Origin of the sequence: Streptomyces sp. NPDC006265 (assembly GCF_040613555.1) — a bacterium.
In the GTDB taxonomy this organism is placed as follows: Bacteria; Actinomycetota; Actinomycetes; order Streptomycetales; family Streptomycetaceae; genus Streptomyces.
In genome coordinates, this window is sequence record NZ_JBEXSH010001322.1 from 1 (window position 1) to 1,678 (window position 1,678).

The 1,678-nt window shown below is 71.5% G+C and carries 2 protein-coding genes and 2 pseudogenes; all 4 read right to left on the reverse strand.

Annotated elements, in window-relative coordinates; all coding sequences use genetic code 11:
* Window positions 1–149: 149 nt before the first annotated feature.
* Window positions 150–329: pseudogene (locus ABZ281_RS48405) on the reverse strand (fasciclin domain-containing protein); the annotation flags it as partial.
* A gap of 2 nt (window positions 330–331) precedes the next feature.
* Window positions 332–766, reverse strand: a pseudogene (locus tag ABZ281_RS48410) (sigma factor); the annotation flags it as partial.
* A 94-nt stretch (window positions 767–860) separates the two neighbouring features.
* Complete coding sequence (locus ABZ281_RS48415) at window positions 861–1,142, reverse strand: hypothetical protein (RefSeq protein WP_356665119.1); 282 nt, start codon at window positions 1,140–1,142, stop codon at window positions 861–863.
* The coding region (locus ABZ281_RS48420) for a class F sortase (protein ID WP_356665121.1) at window positions 1,130–1,678 on the reverse strand (549 nt) is incomplete at its 5' end. The genes ABZ281_RS48415 and ABZ281_RS48420, both read right to left, overlap by 13 nt.

A 1,678-nucleotide genomic window follows, 5' to 3' on the forward strand; every position in this document is an offset into this window, starting at 1 on the left:
GTCCTTCCTGCCGTGAGGTGTTCGTCAGGTGCCTGTACTCGTTTCGACCCGCGGTGGCCGCCGCTGTGACGCGGATGCCCGGAAAACGTCCCGGGGAACGCCGACGGGGGCCGGGACAGCAGCGGTCCCGGCCCCCGTGCGGTGCGCCGTCAGGAGGTCGGCATCAGCACCGTGTCGACGATGCAGACGGTGGCGTTGGCGGTCTTGACGTTGCCGCAGACGACCTTGGAATCGCCGTTGACGGTGTAGGACTCGCCGGAGCCGGAGGTGGTGAGCTTGGACTTCTCCAGGGTGGTGAAGGAGCCCTTCTCCAGGTCCTTCGGCGAGAGCACTCGGTCAGCGTGCGCAGGCACCGCCGTACCTGCTCCCGCTCCAGCCTGGCCTCGACCTGCTCGGTCACCTCGTCGAACTCGGGTGTCCGCTCCAGCAGCGCGGCCTTGTGGTCGCGGGCGGCCGCGGCCTCCACGGAGCGGACCCGGTCCACCGCGCGGCGGTGCGCCAGCGTGAGGATCCAGTTGACCGCCGTCCCGCGGTCGGCCCGATAGCGGGGGGCGGTCCGCCACACCTCCACCAGCACCTCCTGGGCCACCTCCTCCAACTGCGCCTGATCACGCAGCACGGCACCGCGACCCCCAGGGACGGAACCGGCCACGGCGTCATAGACGGAGGCGAACGCATCCTCGTCACCCAGGGCCACGCGCCCCACCAGCTCCTCGAGATCCGGTTCCGACGAAGGGTTCTTGCCGATATACACGGCTTCTTGCAAAGGGGCCTCCGCTGTTGGGACATCTCCGGACGTAATCCGGTCCCAGTGGGCGGCGGATTGGTCCTGCAACCGGGACAACCGTAGGTATCCGCTCTCACGAACCGGGCCCCGCGTCGCGCCACGGGTAGTCCCGAGGCGGGGGAGTGCCCGTCTCGCGGGAGACCTCCTGGGTGATGCGGAGCCAGACGTGTTCGGGGGGCGGGATCGGCAGGTCCACCGCCTTGGCGGTGCGTGCGGCCGTCACCAGGCGGATCAGCATGCCGAGTTCGTCGCGGCAGCGGTCGCACTGCTCGACGTGCCGCAGGGCCTCGGCGTCGCCCGGTGCGGTGTTGCCCAGGGCCAGTTCCAGCAGGTGCGCGGACGCTACGTGGGCCACTGCGTCCTCCCGACAGGATCCGCCGTGACGACGAGATTGGAAAGGTAGCCGCCCCGCTCGGGGACGAACGGGGGCGCGCAGGTGATGAGGGTGAGGATCGGGGCGCCGGAGCGGCGGAATGCCGAGGGAGGTAGGTCCTCATTCGGCACGGTGACCCGGGAGACGACCCGGTAGGTCACCGGCTCGTTCCCCGCGCGGCGCACCTCGACCCTGTCCCCGCGCCGTACGCCGTACAGCGCGCGGAACTCGCCGAGAGCTCCGGTGTCGGTGTCGACGTGCCCGACCAGTACGGCCGAACCCTCGGCACTGCCCGGCGCGGGGCCGTAGCGGTACCAGCCGGCCACGGACGGGTCGTCGGGGACGGCCATGTCCCCTTCGTCCGTCACGCCCACCGGGGTGATCCGGGCGTCGAGGCCGGCGCGGGGTGCGACCACGCGCCGGGGTGGTGGATCCTGCGCCGTGTCGGGGGGTGTCTTCGGGCCCGCCGTGTCGGGGGGAGTTGCGGGGGGCGCCGCCGCCCTGCGTTCTTGCTGTGC